This is a genomic window from candidate division KSB1 bacterium, assembly GCA_034506395.1.
GTDB lineage: Bacteria > Zhuqueibacterota > Zhuqueibacteria > Thermofontimicrobiales > Thermofontimicrobiaceae > Thermofontimicrobium.
In genome coordinates, this window is the sequence record JAPDPQ010000025.1 from 1 (window position 1) to 21,729 (window position 21,729).

Genomic DNA, 21,729 nt, shown 5'->3' on the forward strand with positions numbered 1-21,729 from the left:
AATTGCAATGTCCTTTTTCATCCCAATAACAGAATCATACGGACCAGTCATCCCCACATCCGTGATGTACGCAGTGCCATGATTAAGAATTGTCTCATCTGATGTCTGGACATGGGTATGGGTCCCAATCACTGCGCTTACTTTTCCGTCAAGATACCAGCCCATCGCCCTTTTTTCAGCCGTCGCTTCGGCGTGGAAATCAACGATAATGATCGGAGTTACTTGCCTAATTTTATGGATTTCTTCTTTAACAGTTCGAAAGGGACAATCGATCGGATACATGAAAGTTCGGCCCTGAATATTGATCACTCCGATCTTTATGCCTGGTGCAATGTCAGCAATGATAGACCCTCTACCGCTCGCACCAAAAGGGTAGTTAAGCGGTCTTATTATTCTATGCTGATTGGTGTTCAATAATTTCTGAAAACCATATCGTTCAAAAATATGGTTTCCTGTGGTAATGACATCAATGCCATTGGAGAAATATTGTTGCGCGATATTTTCAGTCAACCCCTTTCCTGCAGCACCATTCTCCCCATTGGCGATACAAAAATCAATCTGATATTTATCTCTCAGGCTTTTTACAGTGCTTTTAATGATTGATAAGCCAGGGTTCCCAATAATATCTGCAATAAACAATATCTTTATATTTTTTTTGTTTTGAAATTGGGGCATAATATAAAAAATATTTTCTTAAAATCAAACAAAAATTTGAACATTTTTATTTCGCATAATTGATCGCTCGATATTCTCTAATCACTGTTACCTTTATCTGGCCAGGATATTCCATCTCAGCTTGGATTTTGCTTGCGATATCAGAAGCAAGTTGATCTGCCATTGCATCATCAATTTGTTCATGCTCGACAATGACTCTGACTTCCCGACCAGCTTGTATCGCATAGGTTTTTACTACGCCATTGAATGATTCTGCTAATTGTTCTAATTTTTGAAGCCGTTTTACATAACCTTCTAGGGTTTCTCTTCGAGCGCCAGGTCGCGAGCCAGAAATGGCATCTGCTGCTTGAACCAATATGCTGATAGGTGAAATCGGCTCAACATCTTCATGATGGCATGCAATGGCATTGATTACGACAGGATGCTCTTTATATTTTTTTGCGATTTCAGCGCCGATTTCGGTGTGGGTGCCTTCGGTTGTTTTGTCGATCGCCTTTCCAATATCATGCAACAGTCCCGCTCGCTTTGCCAAGGAGGCATCAAGACCGAGATCAGCTGCCATCAGCCCAGCGAGAAATGAAACCTCTTTAGCGTGTTGCAGCACATTCTGTCCATAGCTGGTTCGGTAATTCAACTTCCCCAACAACTTCACCAATTCAGGATGGACGTTATGGACGCCACATTCTAAAAGAGCTTGTTCTCCGATCTCTACAATTTTCTCCTCCATTTCTTTTTTAGTTTTTTCGACTACCTCCTCTATTCTCGCTGGATGGATTCTCCCATCTGCAATCAGTTTCTCGAGCGAAATTCTGGCAATTTCTCGGCGTAGCGGGTCAAATCCCGATAATATCACTGCTTCTGGTGTATCATCGACAATCACCTCGATGCCTGTTGCAGTTTCAAATGAACGAATGTTTCTACCTTCACGTCCAATTATGCGCCCTTTCATTTCATCATTCGGGAGATTGACAACGGAAACAGTGGTTTCAACCGAATGATCTGCCGCAGTACGCTGAATTGCCTGGATTATTATCTCTTTAGCTTCTTTTGTCGCATTTTGTCGAGCTTGATCCTTAATATCTTTTATGATTTGAGCGGCTTCTTGCTTTGCTTTTGTTATCAGACTTTCCATTAATATTTTTTTCGCTTCTTCATTCGATATTCCCGATATCTTTTCCAGCTTCTCGGTTTGTTCTTGAATCAATTTTTCCAATTCAGCTTCGCGCTTGGTAATTTTGCTCTCTCGTTCAATTAAGGATCTCTCAAGATTAGCTAACTTCTTCTCTTTATTGGTCAGCAAATCAACCTTTCGATCCATATTAATTTCGCGGTTGGCAAGCTGTTTTTCCAACTTAGCAAGCTCATTGCGCCGTGCCCTTGTTTCGTTTTCAAAATTCTGTTTGAGTTTTAACCACTCATCTTTTACCTCTAACAATTTTTCTTTCTTCAGCGTGTTTGCGGTATTTTCAGCATCCTTAATTATTTTTTCAGCGAGTTTCTCTGCATTAGCAATTTTTGCTTGTCCAATCCTTTTATTTGAAAACCATCCGCTGATGAAGGAAACTATTGCTATTGCGATCCCAACTATTATCAGCCAATATATTTCCATTACGCCTCCAATTTTTCATCATGAAAGATTTCGATAGCTATGAAACAATCTTTAATTTTTTTATTTAAGATAGCCAGAAGTTCTTTTAAAAAGAAATTATCACCTGCTTTGGTATCAAATGGAAATGCTGCAATCGGAGCGACAAAAAAACCCTGTTTTTAGTATTTTTTTAGAAAGCAGATGCATTCTCTCCGCATGAGACACATCGATAAAGCGAAAAAAACTAGCACCGATGATCAGAGCGGCTGAATGCAAAAAATAACTTAAAACAGGGATAATCAGGCCTGCAACCTAAGATTCAGTTGAGAGGTTCTTTAAACACTCATCCAGGTCAGCATTTAATTTTTTTATTCTCTCATTAAATTCGGCTTCAGAAATCGCTGATGTTGTTTTTTCTCTCTCTTTAAAGAGCTCATCTGCTATGTTCAAGGCTGCTAAAATTGAGACTTTCAGGGAAGAGTCAATAGTGATATTCCGACTGACTTCCCTCATTTTGCTATCAACATAGTGAGCTACTTTTTTTATATACTCAACATCTGTTGTTCCCTTGATTGGGTATTCTGTTCCGTAAATATTGACCTTGATTATGTTATATTCATCACTCATTTGGCCTAATTCGTATTTTGGATTCAGCTATGAATAAACAAGTGCCGCTCGGATCATCAATGGACTTATTCAATCTGGGTTATCGGATTGTCTCTAATTTCTCCAGCATTTGTTGAATCTTTTGGCGAATTTTTCTCTCTTTTTCTTTGTAATGCGAAAGCTGTTGCGAACTATTGTCCTCGATCACGCTTCGATTTTTCAGTTCATTGATCATCAGTTCCATTTGTTGAACTTGTCCAATGAGGTTTCGGTTCTCTTGGACTAATTTTTGATTCTCTCGCGCTAATTTGTGAATTATCCCGATAGCGCGGCGAATGTTTTCCTCGAGTTTCGACAGCTCGGCATAGTCCATGACAAAAATCCTGAATAGTTAAGCTCGTAATTGCGCATTGATCTTTAAATTCAGAGATTCAATAATGCGCTTAAGGTCGGCGTCCGCTTCCTTCTCGGTTAGCGTCCGCTCAGATGAAGAAAAGGTTAGCGAGAATGTGAGACTTTTCTTATTATCTGGTATCTGCTTTCCCTTATAAAGATCAAACAGCTGAACCGATTTTAAAAATTGTCCACCAAATTCCCAGATGATCTTTTCGATTTCATTTGCCGGCATATGCTCGTCTACAACGATCGAAATGTCTCTTTTTATCGCAGGAAACTTCGGCAATGGTTGAAACTTATTATTAAAAACGCAATTTTCAAAGAGCACCTGATAATCCAATTCAGCGATAAATAGATCATTCTCAATATCAGCCAATTTTAGCAACTCTGAAGATAGAGCGCCAATATAGCCAAAGATGCGGCCGTGCAGTATCAAATCAACAGATCTGCTGTCAAGAAATTTTCGCGTTGATCGCTGATATTCAAAATTAGATATTTTCAGGCGTTCCAGCAGCGAAAAAACATCACCTTTTAAATCATAAAAGCTTGAGGCTCTAGGTTGTTGGAGCCAATTACTGCTCGTTGTATTACCGGTTCTCAAAAGTGATATTTTTTGTAATTCCTGCGATTGCAAGCTCTCCTGATCTGACCAGTAGAATACGTTTCCGATTTCAAATAGCATGAGATCGTTTTGATAACGATTCATGTTCCATTTGCTCACCTGAATTAAACCAGGAATTAAGCTTGTTCTTAGCACACCGAGCTCTTCATTAATCGGATTTCTCAGATGAATCGCAGGAAAATCACAAAATTTTTCTGCCCATTTTTGCTGAATTAAACTATGGGTCAGTACTTCTTGAAAGCCCATACCAAACAAAAAATCGCGTAGCATTTGATTAAATTTTTCGCGTTTGTTCTCAGGTTGCGTTAGGCAGATGAAAGAATAGTTCGATGGTTCGATGCGATCGTAACCATAAACCCTGGCAATTTCTTCGATCAAATCGACTTCTCGTTCGATATCGACTCTAAAGGAGGGAACATCAACATTGAGAACATTGCTGGAGGCGCTTGATTTCATTTCTAATCTGCTAAGGATGTCAATTGCCTGCTCTTTGCTGATCGATGTCCCTAAGAGATGATTGATTCTTTCCACCCTTAATTTTATCTTTCGCATGGGAATTGGGTGATTGCAGCAATCAACGCATCCCGCTGCGATTTTCGCACCAGCTAATTGAGCAAGCAAATCAGCTGCTCGATCTATTGCATATCTTTGGCCTTCAGGATCGACCCCTCGCTCGAAGCGCTGCGATGAGTCTGTGGAAATTCCCAACAATTTCGAAGTCTTGCGGATGTTGCTTGGATCAAAATAGGCGCTCTCCAGCAACACGCGTGTGGTAGAGTCTGAAATTTCAGAATTCAATCCCCCCATAATTCCCGCCAAAGCGACTGGCTTTTTGCCATCGCAGATGAGTAACGAATTTGATGTCAAACTATGGATTTTCCCATCCAGCGTGACAAATTGCTCCCCAGAACGAGCATGTCGGACAATGATCTGTTGCCCTTCTAATAGATCATAATCGAATGCATGTAAGGGCTGGCCAGTCTCCATCATGACATAATTTGTTACGTCAACAACATTGTTGATGGATCGTAGTCCCACCGCTTCAAGCTTTTTGACGAGCCACCAGGGAGAAGGAGCAACCTTAACCTGTTCAAGGTAACGAGCTACGTACCGCGGACAGCTCTCTGGGTTCAATATATTTACATGAATAAAATCTGCGGTTTTTATCTCGGGTGCCTCTTGAAGAGCGACCGCTGGCTTGCTAAGCTGGGAACGAGTGATCGCAGCTATTTCTCTGGCAATCCCAATGACACCGAGGCAATCGGGGCGATTGGGAGTGACATTAATTTCGATAACGACTTCCCCCCTGCCCAATACGGTTTTCAAATCCTGACCTATCTCAGCATTTTCATCTAATTCCATGATGATTTCGCTTTGGTGGGATAAGCCAAGCTCAGCTCCTGAGCAAATCATCCCAGGAGAATCATAACCATGAATATTTGCGGCTTCAACAATGATATTTCCTGGGAGTTTTGCCCCCACTAAAGCCACTGGAACGTTGAGCCCAGGGACGACATTAGGGGCCCCACACACCAGAGCTAATGAATCACGTCCGACATCAACCTTGCAGATGCTTAGATTCGATTTGTGCGGATGCGGGTGAACATCAATAATTTTCCCCACAACCACATTTTCAAACTCATAGTCGATCTCTTGGACACTTTCTACCTCCAGCCCCAACATGGTCAATCGTTGAGCGATTTCATGGGCAGGAAGAGAAAAATCGACATATTGTTTCAGCCAGTCAACGGTTACCTTCAAAGAAAATTCTCTCCAGAAAAAATGGATCCAATATCTGATATTGTTTGCTTAAATTATTCCGAGTTTTTCGGAAGCATGAAATGCTAATTGGTATTAAATTTTTGAGGCTTAGTTCACAAGCTTTTAAGATGAAAAGCTGAAAACTAAAATTGATTCAAAAAGCGTAGGTCATTTTCGAAGAAGGTTCGGATGTCATCTATTCCATATTTCAGCATGGCAATTCGCTCTACGCCCATCCCAAAGGCATAGCCCGTATATTTTTCGCTATCGTAATTGACGAATTGAAATACGGCAGGATCTACCATTCCAGCGCCAGAAATTTCCAACCAGCCAGTACCTTTGCAGACATTACATCCTTTTCCGCCGCAGATGATACAGGAGAAATCGTATTCAGCACTTGGCTCTGTAAACGGGAAAAAGCTGGGCCGAAATCGAATTTTCATTTCTGAGCCAAACAATCGCTTTGCAAAAGCATTAATAACCCCTTTCAGATCCGCGAAGGTCACACCAACATCCACACAAAGGCCTTCAACTTGGTGAAAAACTGGGGAATGGGTTGCATCCGGTGTGTCCTTACGATAGCATTTTCCCGGTGCAATCATTCGAACGGGCGGAGACATTCGTTCCATCGTTCGAATTTGCACTGGTGAGGTATGGGTACGAAGCAAAAGCTTATCTGTAATATAGAATGTATCTTGAAGATCCCGTGAAGGGTGATTTTCTGGGATGTTTAAAGCTTCGAAATTATAGTAATCTGTTTCCAGCTCGGGCCCAGTTTCCACAACAAATCCCAGACTGATAAAGATACTTTTTATTTCATCCAAAACTTGATTAATTGGATGCTTGGTCCCGATCTTTGCTGGCACTCCTGGCAGGGTTACATCAAAAAAATCTACTGATCTGCCTCGTGGCGTCAATTCCTTTGCTTTTTGCTCTATGCTTTCTTGAATATAACTCTTCAAAAGGTTCAGCTTTTTTCCCACTTTTGGACGATCGTCCTGGGATAAGCTGCCCATTAGATTAAAATACGAAGCCAGTTCACCCTTTCTGCCAAGAAATAATATCCGAACCTCTTCTAATTGTCGTTCATCAGCGACCTGTTCGATTTTATCTAAAAATCGCTGCTTTAATAAGTCAACTTGCTTTTCTATGTCGCTTAAAGCCTGTGCCATTGGTTGATCTATGCCTCAAGCTGCTGAACTAAGAGTTCGAATGATTTCGGGTCTTTTACGGCCATGTCGGCCAAAACTTTTCGATTCAGTTGAATATCTTTTTTGCGCAATGCATTCATAAAAGTCGAATAATTGAGACCAAATTTTCGAACAGCGGCATTAATACGAGTAATCCATAAACTCCGAAATTGGCCTTTTCGCTTCCTTCGATCTCGATAAGAATATAGGAGCGCTTTCTCGACTGCTTCTTTCGCGGTCTTTAATAAGCGATGCTTTCCTCCAAAATAGCCCTTGGCAGCTTTCAAAATTTTTTTGCGTCGACGATGCGAAGGTACACTATATTTTGATCTGGGCATATCCCCTCCGATTTTCTATCACGCTAAAATTAAACTCTTCACTCTTTTTAGATCCGCCTTTGAAACCAAAAGTGGCTTTCTCAGATTTCTTTTTCGTTTCCTGGTCTTTGATGTTAAGATATGGCTCTTAAAAGCTTGGAATCGCTTTACCTTCCCTGATCCAGTTAATTGATATCTTTTTTTTGCACTTCGTTTGCTTTTCATTTTTGGCATGCTATTTACCCCAATTATTTCTTAATTAGAAAAACGACCATGTTCCGACCTTCAAATTGAGGTTCACCCTCCAGTTTGGCAACATCTGATAATTCCTGAGTGACACGCGCAATGAGCTGTTCGCCAAACTCTTTATGTGCGATTTGTCTCCCTTTGAAAATGATATTGAATTTTACTTTGTCACCTTGCTCGATGAACTTCCTTGCATGTTTTATTTTAAAATCAATGTCGTGTTGCTCGATCTTGGGACTTAATCGAATCTCTTTTACCTGAATCGTATGTTGCTTCCGTTTTTGAATCTTCTCTTTTTTGCTTTGTTCGTATCGATATTTGCCATAATCCATGATCTTGCAAACCGGTGGATCGGCAGTCGGCACGATTTCAACAAGATCTAGGCCAGCGGCCAAGGCAAGTCGGTTCGCTTCAGCAATCTTTAAAATCCCAATTTGATTGCCATCTGCACCGATTACTCTAACTTGAGGGCTGGTGATTTGCTCGTTGACCCGTACTTCTTTTTTTTTGATAACAGACCCTCCCCAAAAGTTTAATTCAATTTTTATTCAGTGATGTTTTATTGGACAGTTTTTTCTTCTATCTCTTTTAGGACTTGATCAATAAAAGCAGCTAATTTCATTGGTCCTAAATCGCCAATTTTTCTTTTTCTTACTGCAACAGTTTCTGATTGCTTTTCTTTATCGCCAATGATTGCCATGTAAGGGATCTTTTGGACTTCAGCTTCTCGGATTTTAAATCCGACTTTTTCATTGCGATCATCGATCTTTGCCCTGATGGATTTTTGGGTCAGGGCATCTGCTACGCGGCGAGCATACTCATGATGCGCATCGGTGATCGGCAGGATCATTACCTGAATCGGAGCTAACCAGACTGGGAACGCACCACCGTAATGCTCGATAAGGGTCCCAAAAAATCGCTCCAACGATCCCATCAATGCTCGGTGAATCATAATGGGACGATGATCTTGACCATCGACTCCTCGATAAGTGATATCAAATCGCTGCGGCTCATTGAAATCGACTTGAATTGTAGTACATTGCCACGCCCGGTCCAAAACGTCCTTGATCTTGATGTCGATCTTGGGACCATAAAAAACGCCTTCACCAGGATCGATCTTATAGCTTAATCGTTTCTGCTCTAAAGCCATTCGGAGCGCTTCGGTAGCCAGCTCCCAATTTTTGATCTCACCAACAAATTTTTCTGGACGAGTGGAGAGATAGATCTCAAAATTGGTGAATCCAAAGGTATTTAAGATAAAGACTGTAAAATTTAAACAGCGAATTATCTCATCCTGAAGTTGATCTGGGCGACAGATGATGTGGGCATCATCCTGAGTGAAGCCCCGAACGCGCATCAGCCCATGGAGCACCCCAGAACGCTCGTATCGATAAACCGTTCCCAATTCAGCCCATCGAATTGGTAGATCGCGATAGCTGCGGCTTTGACTTTTGTAGATCAACAAATGAAACGGGCAATTCATCGGTTTCAATTGGTATTTGACATTCTCCATCTCGATGGGAGCAAACATATTCTCGGCGAAAAAATCCAGATGACCACTTTTTCCCCAGAGATCTAGTCTGGCGATATGAGGCGTAAATACCAATTCGTAGCCAGCTTTTAAGTGCTCATTTCTCCAAAAATCTTCAATGATTTTTCTGATGAGGGCCCCTTTGGGATGCCAAAGGATGAGCCCAGCACCGCACTCATCATTGATGCTGAACAAGTCCAACTCTCGCCCCAAGCGACGATGGTCACGTCGTTTCGCTTCTTCGATCTTATGGAGGAATGCATCCAATTGTTCTTTGGTGGGAAATGAAGCGCCGTAGATGCGCTGAAGCATCGGATTACGCTCATCGCCCTTCCAGTAAGCACCAGATATGGCTAGCAATTTGAAATGCTTCACCATTCCTGTGCTGGGTAAATGGGGACCTGAGCAAAGATCTACAAAATCTCCCTCGCGATAAATGCTAGTGCTATCGCTGAGTTCCTGAATATGTTCAACTTTGTAGGGTTCGTTTCGCTCCTTAAAAAGCTTGATCGCCTCTTCTTTAGAAAGCTCTTCCCGAATGAATGGATTATTGGCCGCAACGATCTCTTTCATCTTCTGTTCTATTTTTTCGAGATCTTCTGGCACAAGCGAATGATCGATGTCGAAATCATAAAAAAATCGATCTTCTAAAGCTGGTCCGAACCCAAATTTTGCTTCGGGATAGAGCAGCTTAATGGCATGGGCCATGATATGGGCGGTACTGTGCCAAAAAACCTCCATTCCTTCGGGAGTGTCATAACTAACGAAAGACAATGACCCATCCTGATGAAGCGGACGACTGAGGTCGATCAAATTCTCATTAAATCGAGCGGCAACTATTTTTTGACTCAGCGCAGCATCATTTATTTTTTGTTGAAGGATTTGAAGTGGAGTTATTCCTTTTTGAAATTCTTTGACACTGCCATCTTGAAAAGTGATTTTAACCCTATCCATCCTCACCAACCTTGTTCAGTAGCGCATGGCATTTGGCTCGGGAAATGAACGCCACCTACCATTTATAGCAACGAGAGCAAAGCCATCAGCATATTCACTTAATCTTTTTGTGGGCGATACTGGACTCGAACCAGTGACCCCTTGCATGTCAAGCAAGTACTCTAACCACCTGAGCTAATCGCCCAATTTAAATGAAAAAAGCGTGTCAACTAGTTTCTTGACTCCGCTCCCTGTTTTCCATCTAATTATTTCACTCTGATGTGCCGAGGGCCGGAGTCGAACCGGCACGGATATAAAATATCCGAGGGATTTTAAGTCCCTTGCGTCTGCCATTTCCGCCACCCCGGCTTGGAATTCGCTTCACTGAGGCGGCGATCGGAGTCGAACCGATGCATAGAGGTTTTGCAGACCTCCGCCTTAGCCACTTGGCTACGCCGCCTTAAACTTGAGCGGGAGACGAGGGTTGAACTCGCGACCCCCACCTTGGCAAGGTGGTGTTCTACCACTGAACTACTCCCGCTTAATGTCGCCCCAAATATACAAATAAATTAAAAATAATGCAAGAGTTTTTTTTATGAATAGAAAATTTTCTCGCATTTTCTACTCATCAATTTTGAGACCGAAACCGCTCTAAAATCCGCTGTTTTCTAAATCTTATCCTACCATTTCGGTTTCGGGCATAGCGCTGGAGAATGTAGGCTATGACAACCAAAACAAAGGCTATAATCGATTTTATCATATTGCTTAAAATTTTATTAATTGTATTAAAATCTGACAATCTACGTTCATGTTGAGACAATCTAAAGCGCATCATACCCTATATATAGTAGCTTTTTAATAAAAATGGGTCTATATATAGATATTTGGGCGGTATAGTTGTTGCATTGTTTCTTTAAAAAAATTATCTCGTCATCCAGCATCAAGGAGAAAATCAATGCAAAATATTCGAGTAAATGAACTAATCATTACCTGTGAATCTTGTGGTAATGTCAAAAGATACCAGGTCACTCCAAAGGATGATCCACAGCAAATTTTTAATAACTTCAAGTGCGAAAATAATTGTGGTCGAAATCTTTATAGCTTTATTACCGTCGGCACTTTGAGCCGTGCAATTTTGCCTTCATTACAGCTTAGTTATGCTGCTATCGCCAAATAAATCAAGTTGCATAAGCGTATTTCTCTTTCAATAAATTTCATCTGTACCAAGCTTAATTCTTCAGTTTGCAGTAACATCATAATATTGCAAATAAGCAACTAAACTTGAAAAAAGGTACGAACCCAATTAGTTGGATTCGTGCCATTTTTTTTCTATAAGGGACAAGAAACTGGTTAATCATTCGAAATCTTTATTTTTAGTTGAAAGCTCGTTGAGACGTTTTCGGGCCGGTTCAAAAGCTGGGTTATTTGATAATATTGTTTGATAGATCTGTTTTGCTTCTTTAAATTTGTTTTGTTCTTCTAATTTTAATGCCGTTGAAAAACTCGAAATCACATCAAATGACACAGCAGAGTTCTGCCAGGCAGCTCTTGCCTCTTTTGATAGACGAATATTCAAATCCTTTACTATTTTTTCGTTAAGCTTTTTGATAATATGAAATAGTTGTCCAACCTTATCTGTTATTTCTTCCGCTTTAATTGTAATACCTGTCTCCACTTCAACTATTCTCACGTCAACGCGGATCATTTGATCAAATGAGACCATATAGCTTCCAAAAACCAGGTAATGAGCACCTAATAGCTTGCCAACTTGAATGCCAGCTTGTTCAGAGAGAACGCCGCTCTGCGAGAGCTGCATTTCCTGTAACAGTGCATTCATTCTTTGTCGCTCCACGAGTTGAAGGTCTGGAACTTTGCTCAATTCCGTGATCATGATTTCGGCTAAGGCTTGTGAGAGCGCTGAATATTTCTCTTTTTCGACTATGCTGTTGTTAGAAAAATCTAGTATCGCGATAGTTTTATTTTCCTGTTGGGGCAAGATGAAGCTTGAATTGAGAAGAAAAGCCATGAAACATAGAGCAAAAATTTTTTTCATTTGAATTGTCCCTCCATTACGGTTTTCAGTTTGAATAAAGAGCAGAAAGTATTAAAGAACTAGTATGGTGCAAATCGAAAATCTAATCTTTAGCGCGCTTTCTTCGATGCGATAATTCTCTGGAAATTTATTTTTTTTAGTATGCCAGCATAAAAATGGGAGGAAAAGTTCGATTGAACCAGTTGCAATCGCCAATCCTGGCAAATCCAATCGATCGCTCATGAGCTGATTGACAGAATCGAAGTAATCTTTCACGCGAGCGCATGGCTATAACTTGTATTGACTGGTTAGATAGAATTCAAAACCTGAAAAATGCGGAAGCGGATTCATGCCATAAAAATCACCGTCCCCGTAAAAAAATTTGGTTTCCATGCTGATCCCCAGCCTCTCATTGACTTGCAGTAAATACCCGAGGCTCGGTCCAAACACGTCCACCCATCCCTGGTTCAATTCGTTCTCCACATAGGACCGTCCCTCTCCGCTAATCAAAATAGTGAGTCGATCAAAAACTGGTATTTTTGCTCCAATTTCCAATTCGCGCAGGGTGATATTATAATTTTTGTCCTGAGGCTCTAAGACTAGGCTTTGATCATTCCAAGTCTGATTTTTTGATTTGCTGCTATAATAGGCGCGCAGCCATAAATTTCCGAAAGAAGCTTGATATTGAAGACCAAGTTTTAAAGCGAGTTTGGGGCCAGAGACGTACATTTTCGTATTGCTCAATTTATCAGCAGTGTAATAGCTCATCACTACATCGAAGCTCGACCTTAATATGGGAAGCATCAGGTAATCGAAACCGATATTAGCTCCAATTTGATCGCCAGGGTCGTAGGCATCTTTGAGATATTTGGTATATTTATAGCGACCTCGGTAAACATAGTTTACACCCGCTCCAACTGTCAATTTGTCATTTATCGGATAAGCGTACATTCCGCCTGCGCTAATGGTAAGCCCTTGCCCAAAGACAGGAGTGTGAAACTTGAAGGCATTATAACTGAGCAAGCTGGCTATGCTTCGCTCTTTATCATCGAGCTCAGTTTTTCCAGTGGGCAGCCCAATCCCTAGGCTCAGCATGGCACGGTTTTCCTGTAGAGCATAATTTGATCGAATGTAGGTATCTGATAAACCAGCCATTCTAATCCCTCCGAACTGTGATGAGGCCGGGGAATGGTTAATTTGAATGGTTAAATTTGGCCGGATCGGATATACAACTTCGATCGGAATGGTAATTTCTTTAATGGGGTCATCAATATTCTCGATAGCCCAAACTTGCGTAATAATCCCAGTACGCAACATCCCTCCATCTGACGCTGCAAATACAGGCTTGACCATCATTGAGAAGGTTTGCAATAGAATTATTAATCTAAACCACTTTCTCATGGTGTTCTCCATTATTGGTTACTTGATAACAACGAGTTTTTTGATTGCAACATTCTGCTGAGAGCGCAATTGAATAATATAAACTCCCGTAGCGATCATTTGACCTTGATCATTTGTTGCATCCCAGATGATCTTATGATTTCCTCCCTTTACTTCTTCATCGAGCAAAGTCTTTACCAATTGACCGAGAATATTATAGATTTTCAACGATACGTGCATCCGTTTCGGCAGATTAAACGAGATCGTGGTTGCTGCATTGAATGGGTTCGGGTAATTCTGGAATAATTCGAATTCCAGAGGAACTAATGGAATGTCATTTGAATTATTACGCAGAAATGCCTCAGTGCCGATCACCAGCTTGTAATAGACGCTGACGTTCTTTCCAGCAATCGGGTTGAGCACGATCGTTGAATTGCTTTGGAGGTCGATAGCGACGTCCTGGCTCTCATCGAATAAAAACATCCGCCAACCGGGGGGCAATTCAGTTACTGCAGCAATTCGAATGATCATATTACGATCAGGTCTTTCCAGAGAATAATCCAGTTCAAGCGGCCAAGCACAACCGTCATCATTCAGTTTCCGAATATCGATCGCATAACGACCGGGGTGATTGCTCCAGCTTTTGTTGTTGATCGATAGCGATACGTAATCTCCGATCGCCGGCGCTTCCATTAAATCACAAGGATCAAACTCATTGTCCGCTGTTTCGGCTAAACCACAGAGATTATCATTATCGATGAACTGTCCGCAACGAACGGTAGCGGATATCAGGACAGCCAGATCAGAATATTTCTCAAGATAATCCACAGCGGCAGATTTTGGCTTACTTAATGAGCCTCGCGGCGCTTCTTTTGGAGGAACAATGAGGCTGCGACTCACATTATCTCCGTTCCATACAAAGTAGCCCTCCCAAGGCTGGATAACCTGGGTTGAATAAATCCAACCAATTGAGTCGATCGTTGAACGATAAATTGGCGATGAGATCAGTTCGGATGTCTTTTGAATATCTGACCATCTGACAGGATACGGGAATGGATTGCCAATCATATTCCAACCAGGATTCAACACAATGCGATAGTTTTCGTTGCCGGGAGATCTTCCAGCGCCAGCATCATAAGATCTCTGCTGGCTTGTGATCAGCCAGAACGCTTTACCTCTTGAAAAGGCCCCGCGGTTCTGCCAAGTTGAATCGCCATAAGCCACGTAACTGGTATCTTTTTGACTCCAATCGAACAAACGCCATTGATAGGGATTGACTTGACCGAAATTATCTGCTAAAACTGCTTCGACCGATGGGTCATCAAGCTCATAAGGAACGGAAATCATGCGATGGATTCTTCTCGGCAAAACAACATTGGAGCTTTCTCGTTCTGTTTTGACTGTAATCCATGAATACGATTGGTTTTCAGAAGGATATTTCACCTCGCCATAATTAGTTTGAATCGAAACCCGATATTTCAATCCACGGATCGTTGCAGAATCTGCTGGTATTGCCAATTGCAAGGCGGATGTAAAGGTGGAATCTCTAAAACTCAGTGTTTTTCGACGATAATTCTCGCTTCCGCCGAATGCATATTCAAATATCCCTGTGAGGATCTTATATGGGGCTGGATAAATGTCAAATTTCAGTTGAACCTTAGTCCCTTTCGCTGAGGAATCTGGGACAGATGGGGTCATTTGTGCTACGGCCGGCATCAGTGTTGGCATGGTATCGGTCGCTCTGATTTTAAGTTCATCGATCGCACCATAAAATGCCGTTACCGAATCAGTGTCTACTGGGTTTCCTCCGAGATAACAAATGTTGCTACCTACTGGAATGCCCTGAGTATAGCTGATAGAATCGACCAATACATTATTTACGTAGACCCACACCTTATCCCAACGATAAAATGTAGAAACATAATACCAGGTTCCAGGGTTGATTGTGAATTTGGTTTCTAAAATGCCGTTGTAATAATAAACCCCCAACTTCATATTTTTTGAGATGAATAAGCCTTGGCCATATTCGGCAGTCCCCTTATTGGTGATGATATTCTGAATATGCTGTTTAGCCCCGTAGCAATTGACCCAGAGCTCAATAAATTGGGGGATTTTGTTGATATTGGCATAAAGTTCAGCATAGGAATCTTTCGAACCCGCAAATTGCATTGCCTGGCCGATGACGCCCTGCACCCATTTTACATTGTGCAAAATAGCCTTTTTACCATAGGGCGAATTATCATAGAGCGTATCACTCCCAGTTGGTTCAAATACCCATTGCGCTTCTAACGTGTCGCTGCCAGCAATTCCGTAATCGCTATGAAACCAGAGCCGATCGTAGGGCGAATCGGGCGGCGGTGTCGGATATTCCTTTCCCATCGCTCCATAATACCACCAAGTCGCATCGGCATGAGTCCAGTTTTGATCGCCTCTCCTAATCTTAGGTTCATTATCAACGATTAACTCGCAATCAAAAGCGCCTAATCCTGGTTGCTTGTTCCAGACAAGAACAGAAATTCGGTTTCTTCCCAAGCGCAAGAATTGCTTAATATCCCGATTCGCGATATTCCAGCGAATGGGTTGAGTGGAATTTTCGATGAGCACGAGGGCACCATTAATGTACAACTGGATGTAATCATCGAAACAAATGTTGACATAACTGGTGGTTGGCAGCTTGCTGAGCATAATATCTTTGATGAACCAGGCACGATCTGGTGCATCGCTGAGCAAGCTATCTGTATGCGGCGCAGGACTGAAAAAATCACCCACAGGTGTATAGCCATCAATTTTCCAACCGAGCTGAGCGAGTACATTTTGCCCAACTTTTTCCGCTATACCAATTCCAAACAGCGACACTTGAATCAGCTTTTGATATTGATCGTTGGTGTAGATTGTGGCCTGTCCATATTGATTCCCTTGGAAAAGCGGTTGGAATTCCACCTGAAGCGGCAGATTACTTCCCGCTTTAATGGTTGCGCTCTTTTTCGAAATACGAAATGCCTGGTTGTTGATGGAAATTGAATCGATCTTAAGATCAGCGGTGGTGGATTCGTTATAAATCCACAGCGGCAGCCTTTTGACCGCGCCGATCAAAAGCTCACCGAAATTGAGTGATTGCGGCGAAACGGCCACCTTCGCCCCAGTGTAAACTACACCATTGCCAATGAGTCTTACCCGGGCATCAGGCTTCTTGGGATCGTTGCTCTTGATGTTCAGATATGCGGTAAAGGATCCTGCTTTCGTAGGCGAAAAACTGACCAACAATTGTGCGCTCTGCCCCGCTCCAATCATCAGCAAATTATCTTTGACTGAAAATTGAGCGTCACTGGTGGCAAGTTGGATGATCTCAAGGTTTTGTTCCCCAGAATTTCGAATTGTCAGGAGCAAAGACTTAGACCGATCAGTTGGGACCGTACCAAAATTCAGCAGAGTATCCGGCAAAACTAATTGCTGCTGAGTTGGCTCTCTTCCAGTGCCTGAAAGCTTCACCAATAGCGTCGCTCGTTTTGGATCATTACTGACGATTTTCAGCGTATCGCGATAGATTTTCGCTGTTGTAGGCGTAAACGAAATGATGATCGAGCCCGAGCTTTTGGGTGCAACCTGAAGACTGGTGAGATTCGGTTTAAACGATGGATCTTTGGCCGTAACGCTGGTGATTTTTAGATATTTTTCTCCAATATTGTTTATGGTCAACACCAGGGCCTTCGTCGTTCGCAACGCAACCTTGTCGAAATTTAAACTATCTGGGAAAATCGTGATCTGCTGGTCGATAGAATCTCTTCCTGTTCCGATTAAATCCACAACCTTGCTTGGTAAAACAGGATCGTCACTGAGAATCGTCAGTTTTGCTTTAAAAGTTTTTATTGAGTCTGGTGTGAAGGTAATTGGAACCTGTCTGCTGCTATTATATTCCAGCAAAAAGTTTGTCAGTTGGGGCTTAAAATGCTTATTGTTCGATTCAATATTTGAAATCGTGAGCGGCCTTTGCCCTAAATTGGCCACCCAAAGATATGCCGTTGCCGTAGAACGGATCAGCACTTGTTTAAAATCGACTGGTTCTGGTGAAACAATAATTTGTTGAGTTCTCCCCTTTCCCTTCCCAGTCACTGGAACATAGATCAAATAATTGCTTGGATCATTGCTCTTTATTTCCAAGGTCGATCGAATTTCAACTGTATCTGTGGGTGTAAATTGAATGGCTAATTGATGACTCTGTCCGCCTTCTAAAAGCAATGAATCCTGGCTGACCACAAAATGAGGATCGCGGCTTTGAATGGCGATCAATTTAAGCGGCAAATCACCCAAATTTTGAACAGTCAGGTAATTCGTGAGTTTTTGGCCAAGTTCTACTTGACCAAAATTGAGCTCCTTTGGAGAATACGCCAGTTGCGGTGCAAGCAAAGTTCTGCCAGTTCCGCTGAGCGGTAGACGCATCACGCTAGAATCCGGATCATTGCTGGTGACAATGAGCTCAGCTTCAATTTTGCCTAGAACCTTAGGCTGAAACGTGAGGTTCACCAATTGATTTGCCCATGGCGCAATGGTCAGATGGTGCTTATCTGCGGTAAATTGATCATTATTTGGAACGATGCTGTTAATGATCAATTCCTTTTCTCCTTGATTGCTGATGGAGAATTGAGCGGTTTTATTGCGGCCAAGCGCCACTGAGCCAAAATCAAATTGATTGGGATAAATGCTAATATTCGGCGGCAGAAGCTCCCGACCTTCGCCAAGCATTGGGATCTTTAGGGCATTATGAAGCGGATCATTGCTGTAAATCGTCAGATCGGCCTCAAATTTTCCGATGCTATCAGGACGAAATGTGACCACCAGCCAAATCGCATTGCTGGGTGAAATCTCAATGGGTTGCTTGAAATCGAATGAAAAATTATCGCTGCTGCTTTTGATATTATCGATTTTCAGAATCATCTCTCCATCATTGCGAATCTGGAGGTTTTGGTACCCAGCCAATCCAGCTCCCACAGATCCGAAATTGAGCTGATTCGGTTGCACAGCGAGCTGCTGATCTCGAAGTGTCCGGCCAACTCCTTGCAATAGAACTCGAACAATCGGCGTCTCCGGGTCATTATTGGCAATGGTCAGGGTATCACTATAGTTTCTAACCTCTTTCGGCGTAAATGTCACATAGATTGTTTGGTAGGATTGAGGCCCAACTACAAGGGCGCTAGTGTTGACAGCAAAATTTGTCGTCCGAGTGGAAACATTTGTAACAGTTAAATCTTTTTCACCGGTATTGGAAATGGTTAACGGATAACTTCGCTGCTGCGTTACTGGGACTTCTCCGAATGAAAGCGAAGCCGCCGAAAGAACAATATTCTGATTTCGGAGCAACCGGCCATAGCCTGATAAAGCGATATTCTGGTTCTGATTATCGGGATCATCACTTTGAATTCGAAGTGTTGCCTGATAGGTCTTCCGCTCTTTGGGCGTGAAAGTGATCAGGATATAGCGTGTGTTTCCAGGCGGTAAAGTAAAAGCGCTGGTATTGGGAATGAAACTCGAATCGGTAGTGACGATACTTTGAACGTTCAGCGCCCGCTCTCCAGTATTTTTCACCCAGATATACCTGCTGGAACTTTGATTGAGCGCGACACTATCGAATGACACCTGTGTCTGGCTCACAGCGATATTTTGCGGTAACGGATCACGACCCGTTCCCGAAAGCGGAATCTCTCGATTGCCAGGCTCGTTAGTCGTAATGGTGACCGTCCCAGAAAATAACCCGATTTGTTTTGGAGTAAAAGTAACCGACACAGTTCGATATTGACCGTACGGCACGCTGAGCACATTCGGAGTAACCGAATAGGGAGAATTTGTCTCTTTGATACTCAGTTTGCTGATCTCCAGTGTTTTTTCCCCAGAATTGGAGATCGTAAAAGTCTTGGTAAGGCTCTGATTCGTTGCTACCTGACCGAAATCGATTCGTTGGACACTTAGCTCCATTTTCGGATTTGTCAATTCACGACCAGATCCAGTGAGATAGACGAACAAGGTATCCCGTTGCACATCGTTGCTAACAATCATCAAGTGGCCTTTAATAGTTCCAACAGCATTGGGCGTAAAGGTCACCGCTATGCTGGACGTATAACCAGGCTGAATTGTGACTGAACTGGGATATGCAGCATAACGAGGATCGCTGGATTTAATTCCGCGCACGTAAAGTGACTCCTCTCCCCTATTGCTGACATTGAAATAGGCGGTTTTCGAAGCCCCGATCGCAACGGTGCCAAATTTCAACGTGTCTGCTGAAATTGAAATTTCAGGTGGAGCTGCTTTGCGACAAGAGCCAAATATTGGAATAAAGTAATCCGGAATCGACAGATCAGAGCTATTGATATCCAATTGCGTATTTGCGCTGCCAAGTCTTTGAGCATAGTATGTTATTAAAACATAGGCGCGGCCACGGGGCGGAATGATGAAACGAGTCATATTGGCGCGATATTGACTGTCTGCGGCAGTAATGTTATAAATCTCAAGGTTATTATCTCCAGTGTTATCGATCGCCAAATAAATCGATTTTTGAGAGCCCAAGGCCACAGCGCCGAATTTTAGCGTATCTGGCGTAACGGCGATTCGAGGGGTTCCATAGCGGATGCCTTTCCCTCGTAACACGATCCGAAGATTGGGGCGAAGCGTATCATTGCTTTGAATCGTCAAAAAACCCTCAATATCCCCGACAACAATTGGGCGAAATGTCACACCCACATATTTGCCTTTTTTCGGGTTTAGCACAAATCCTAACGAATCTGTGGTGGTAAATTGGGAATTGGACGATTTGATCCTTGAGATCTTAAGCGGTTCATAACGATCATCGTTGTAAACGTAAATGTATTTGATTTGGCTATTGCCAATCACCACTTGCTCAAATTGCAAAGTATCTTCATCAACGGTGATAATTGGGATGGTCGGTCGATATCCACGGCCACTAACTGTAACTTTCAATGAATCATTTTTCGGATCATTGCTCAAAAATAAGATATAATCTACAATAGTGTCTTCTCTAGTCGGCTTGAAAACGACATTGATATCGCGATATTGACTGGGCAGAATTGTAAAAGTAGTGTCGCTGACGCTAAAATCTGGATCATGTGGAATGACTTTAAAAACTCGGAGGATTTCATCGCCCTTGTTTTCGACCCGCATGACGCGAAGCTTCGAGTAATTTGGGATGATTTTTGTGGTATCAAAGTTCACCGATTTTGCTGCGATCTGCGGCTGGCCGGGAGAAACTGATTCAAATTTGACCTTGGTGAGATTCGATTTCAACTGCACTACATAGGCCTTCAACGTTGGATAATTTCTATTAAAAGCAACACAATTTTGCACGAATTGATACGTGCTATCAAATTTCACCTTGCTGGTATATAGTCCACCAGTGGTAGGATAATAGAGATAGACGTCGTAAGTTTTGTTCTGGGCATTCTGAGGATTGAACTTTATAACTTCGAGGTAATTTCTCTCATTTCTGATAAAGCTGCAATTGCCGACGGTTTCGATAGTCGCGACTCTTGTTCCGCTGAAGAGGTATTGATGGAGCTTTTGCTGGTCAACATCAACATTTTTCTCCAAGATCCACATCCGCTGATTCACTGGATCTGAATAGAGCTGCCGCTGGAGACTGACTGGTACGGCATGATCGGCAATCGTAATTCCTTCTTTGTAAGTGGACAAGTTTTCATTGAAAATCATCATTTTGGTGGAATAGCTGTTGCTTTGATTGACTTCAAGGATGGCCCAGACACGACCGCTATCATCCGCTGCAATGTCGGTATTAAACACATAAGTATATTGACCAATGTTATTCGGGCCAAGCTCTCGGGTGCCAGTGGTGGAATAACGGGCCAATTTGCCTTGACTATCCGCATTAGGTTGAATCTGATTGTGCCAGGAGATCCACATTTTGCCGTTTCTTCCAGCGGTAATTTTCGGCAAAAACGCTGCTTTGTCGATCACAGTGGAATCCTTTTTTACCGTGCCAGTCGAATCAAAAATGACAAAATAGCCTCCTTGTTTTCCCTGAATTGCAACCCAAACATCGCCGGTCAGGCTGTTCAATGCTGCTCGGATCGACTGATATTTCGGATCGCTTTCGGAAGCCCCGAAGCCGACAATCTGCTCGCGCTTATAGACATACCCGTTTGGCTGAAAAATTTTCAAGTAAACAGGTTGTCCTGCGCCGTTCGATCGAAAATAAAAGCACCATACCTTGCCGAAATTGTCGATCACCATGTCCTCATGATAAGTGTCTCCTTTATCAGTAAGCAGTTGCCAGCCATCGACTGGCGGGTAATCGATCACTCTGGTATCCAATGGGAAAATATTGCTTAATCGGGACACGGTACCAGCGAATGCATTTGCATTTATTAAAAACGCTGTCAACGCAAGGATGTAGAGCGCAATTGGCAATCGAAAGGATTTCATAGTTGCC

At 42.4% G+C, this 21,729-nt stretch carries 14 protein-coding genes and 4 tRNA genes; 1 reads left to right on the forward strand and 17 read right to left on the reverse strand.

What is annotated here, in order from left to right:
• From ONB37_14620 to ONB37_14685, 14 genes are all read right to left on the reverse strand, one after another.
• Nucleotides 1-675: TIGR00282 family metallophosphoesterase (locus ONB37_14620; GenBank protein MDZ7401392.1), on the reverse strand; the 675-nt coding region annotated here is incomplete at its 3' end.
• Between the two features lie 46 nt (nucleotides 676-721).
• Nucleotides 722-2,284, reverse strand: a complete 1,563-nt coding sequence (gene rny / locus ONB37_14625; GenBank protein MDZ7401393.1) for a ribonuclease Y — start codon at nucleotides 2,282-2,284, stop codon at nucleotides 722-724.
• A 291-nt stretch (nucleotides 2,285-2,575) separates the two neighbouring features.
• On the reverse strand, nucleotides 2,576-2,890 hold the full coding sequence (locus ONB37_14630) for a cell division protein ZapA (protein MDZ7401394.1): 315 nt from the start codon (nucleotides 2,888-2,890) through the stop codon (nucleotides 2,576-2,578).
• 79 nt (nucleotides 2,891-2,969) lie between these two features.
• Nucleotides 2,970-3,242, reverse strand: a complete 273-nt coding sequence (locus ONB37_14635; protein ID MDZ7401395.1) for a hypothetical protein — start codon at nucleotides 3,240-3,242, stop codon at nucleotides 2,970-2,972.
• A gap of 18 nt (nucleotides 3,243-3,260) precedes the next feature.
• Nucleotides 3,261-5,648, reverse strand: coding sequence for a phenylalanine--tRNA ligase subunit beta (pheT, locus tag ONB37_14640; protein ID MDZ7401396.1), 2,388 nt, complete (start codon nucleotides 5,646-5,648; stop codon nucleotides 3,261-3,263).
• A 143-nt stretch (nucleotides 5,649-5,791) separates the two neighbouring features.
• Nucleotides 5,792-6,799: a phenylalanine--tRNA ligase subunit alpha gene (pheS, locus tag ONB37_14645; protein ID MDZ7401397.1), complete on the reverse strand. Its 1,008-nt coding sequence runs from the start codon at nucleotides 6,797-6,799 to the stop codon at nucleotides 5,792-5,794.
• 29 nt (nucleotides 6,800-6,828) lie between these two features.
• Nucleotides 6,829-7,176, reverse strand: coding sequence for a 50S ribosomal protein L20 (rplT, locus tag ONB37_14650; GenBank protein ID MDZ7401398.1), 348 nt, complete (start codon nucleotides 7,174-7,176; stop codon nucleotides 6,829-6,831).
• A gap of 18 nt (nucleotides 7,177-7,194) precedes the next feature.
• Nucleotides 7,195-7,389: a 50S ribosomal protein L35 gene (gene rpmI / locus ONB37_14655; GenBank protein MDZ7401399.1), complete on the reverse strand. Its 195-nt coding sequence runs from the start codon at nucleotides 7,387-7,389 to the stop codon at nucleotides 7,195-7,197.
• A gap of 14 nt (nucleotides 7,390-7,403) precedes the next feature.
• Nucleotides 7,404-7,913 carry a translation initiation factor IF-3 gene (gene infC / locus ONB37_14660; GenBank protein ID MDZ7401400.1) on the reverse strand — a complete coding sequence of 170 codons (510 nt, stop codon included), beginning with the start codon at nucleotides 7,911-7,913 and terminating at the stop codon, nucleotides 7,404-7,406.
• Nucleotides 7,914-7,960: 47 nt separating this feature from the next.
• Nucleotides 7,961-9,886, reverse strand: a complete 1,926-nt coding sequence (gene thrS, locus ONB37_14665; protein MDZ7401401.1) for a threonine--tRNA ligase — start codon at nucleotides 9,884-9,886, stop codon at nucleotides 7,961-7,963.
• A gap of 110 nt (nucleotides 9,887-9,996) precedes the next feature.
• A tRNA-Val gene (locus ONB37_14670) sits at nucleotides 9,997-10,070 on the reverse strand.
• 77 nt (nucleotides 10,071-10,147) lie between these two features.
• Nucleotides 10,148-10,234, reverse strand: a tRNA-Leu gene (locus tag ONB37_14675).
• Between the two features lie 18 nt (nucleotides 10,235-10,252).
• A tRNA-Cys gene (locus ONB37_14680) sits at nucleotides 10,253-10,325 on the reverse strand.
• A gap of 9 nt (nucleotides 10,326-10,334) precedes the next feature.
• Nucleotides 10,335-10,406 (reverse strand) — tRNA-Gly (locus ONB37_14685).
• A gap of 414 nt (nucleotides 10,407-10,820) precedes the next feature.
• Between ONB37_14685 and ONB37_14690 the strand changes: the two genes are divergently transcribed.
• Nucleotides 10,821-11,042 carry a hypothetical protein gene (locus tag ONB37_14690; GenBank protein MDZ7401402.1) on the forward strand — a complete coding sequence of 74 codons (222 nt, stop codon included), beginning with the start codon at nucleotides 10,821-10,823 and terminating at the stop codon, nucleotides 11,040-11,042.
• A 177-nt stretch (nucleotides 11,043-11,219) separates the two neighbouring features.
• Here the strand turns inward: ONB37_14690 and ONB37_14695 are convergent, their stop codons facing one another.
• The 3 genes from ONB37_14695 to ONB37_14705 all read right to left on the reverse strand — a co-directional run bounded on the left by ONB37_14695 (nucleotide 11,220) and on the right by ONB37_14705 (nucleotide 21,722).
• Nucleotides 11,220-11,918 carry a CsgG/HfaB family protein gene (locus ONB37_14695; protein ID MDZ7401403.1) on the reverse strand — a complete coding sequence of 233 codons (699 nt, stop codon included), beginning with the start codon at nucleotides 11,916-11,918 and terminating at the stop codon, nucleotides 11,220-11,222.
• A 267-nt stretch (nucleotides 11,919-12,185) separates the two neighbouring features.
• Nucleotides 12,186-13,298 (reverse strand): hypothetical protein, encoded by a 1,113-nt coding sequence (locus ONB37_14700; GenBank protein MDZ7401404.1) that lies wholly within the window; start codon nucleotides 13,296-13,298, stop codon nucleotides 12,186-12,188.
• A gap of 18 nt (nucleotides 13,299-13,316) precedes the next feature.
• Nucleotides 13,317-21,722 carry a choice-of-anchor D domain-containing protein gene (locus tag ONB37_14705; GenBank protein ID MDZ7401405.1) on the reverse strand — a complete coding sequence of 2,802 codons (8,406 nt, stop codon included), beginning with the start codon at nucleotides 21,720-21,722 and terminating at the stop codon, nucleotides 13,317-13,319.
• Nucleotides 21,723-21,729 lie beyond the last annotated feature (7 nt).

Coding starts and splice junctions, on each gene's coding strand:
- rny (MDZ7401393.1), bottom strand. CDS start 2,284: ATGGAAATATATTGGCTGATAATAGTTGGGATCGCAATAGCAATAGTT.
- ONB37_14630 (MDZ7401394.1), bottom strand. CDS start 2,890: ATGAGTGATGAATATAACATAATCAAGGTCAATATTTACGGAACAGAA.
- ONB37_14635 (MDZ7401395.1), bottom strand. CDS start 3,242: ATGGACTATGCCGAGCTGTCGAAACTCGAGGAAAACATTCGCCGCGCT.
- rplT (MDZ7401398.1), bottom strand. CDS start 7,176: ATGCCCAGATCAAAATATAGTGTACCTTCGCATCGTCGACGCAAAAAA.
- rpmI (MDZ7401399.1), bottom strand. CDS start 7,389: ATGCCAAAAATGAAAAGCAAACGAAGTGCAAAAAAAAGATATCAATTA.
- thrS (MDZ7401401.1), bottom strand. CDS start 9,886: ATGGATAGGGTTAAAATCACTTTTCAAGATGGCAGTGTCAAAGAATTT.
- ONB37_14690 (MDZ7401402.1), top strand. CDS start 10,821: ATGCAAAATATTCGAGTAAATGAACTAATCATTACCTGTGAATCTTGT.
- ONB37_14695 (MDZ7401403.1), bottom strand. CDS start 11,918: ATGAAAAAAATTTTTGCTCTATGTTTCATGGCTTTTCTTCTCAATTCA.
- ONB37_14700 (MDZ7401404.1), bottom strand. CDS start 13,298: ATGAGAAAGTGGTTTAGATTAATAATTCTATTGCAAACCTTCTCAATG.
- ONB37_14705 (MDZ7401405.1), bottom strand. CDS start 21,722: ATGAAATCCTTTCGATTGCCAATTGCGCTCTACATCCTTGCGTTGACA.